This window comes from Pseudomonas sp. 2822-17 (assembly GCF_002742485.1).
Taxonomy (GTDB): domain Bacteria; phylum Pseudomonadota; class Gammaproteobacteria; order Pseudomonadales; family Pseudomonadaceae; genus Aquipseudomonas; species Aquipseudomonas cyclaminis.
The window spans coordinates 1-245 of the sequence record NZ_LJRZ01000265.1; the positions used below are offsets into that span (position 1 = coordinate 1).

Below are 245 nucleotides of genomic sequence, written 5' to 3' on the forward strand. Positions count from 1 at the left end.
GATGAGATGTTCGGTGTCGCAAAGGATATGAATGTAGTAGTTGTTTCACTTGAATCAGTGGAAAGCTTTGTGATTGGTGAAACGATGAATGGCGAGGAAATTACGCCATTCTTAAATGAACTCATTGAAGACAGTTTCTATTTTGAAAACTTCTATTATCAGACAGGGCAAGGAAAAACGTCGGATGCGGAGTTTCTAATTAATAATTCCTCGTATCCATTGGGGCGTGGGGCGGTGTTCCACAC

At 41.2% G+C, this 245-nt stretch carries 1 pseudogene; it reads left to right on the top strand.

Annotated features, from left to right (window positions below):
- Positions 1–245, top strand: a pseudogene (locus AOA60_RS03745) (hypothetical protein); the annotation flags it as partial.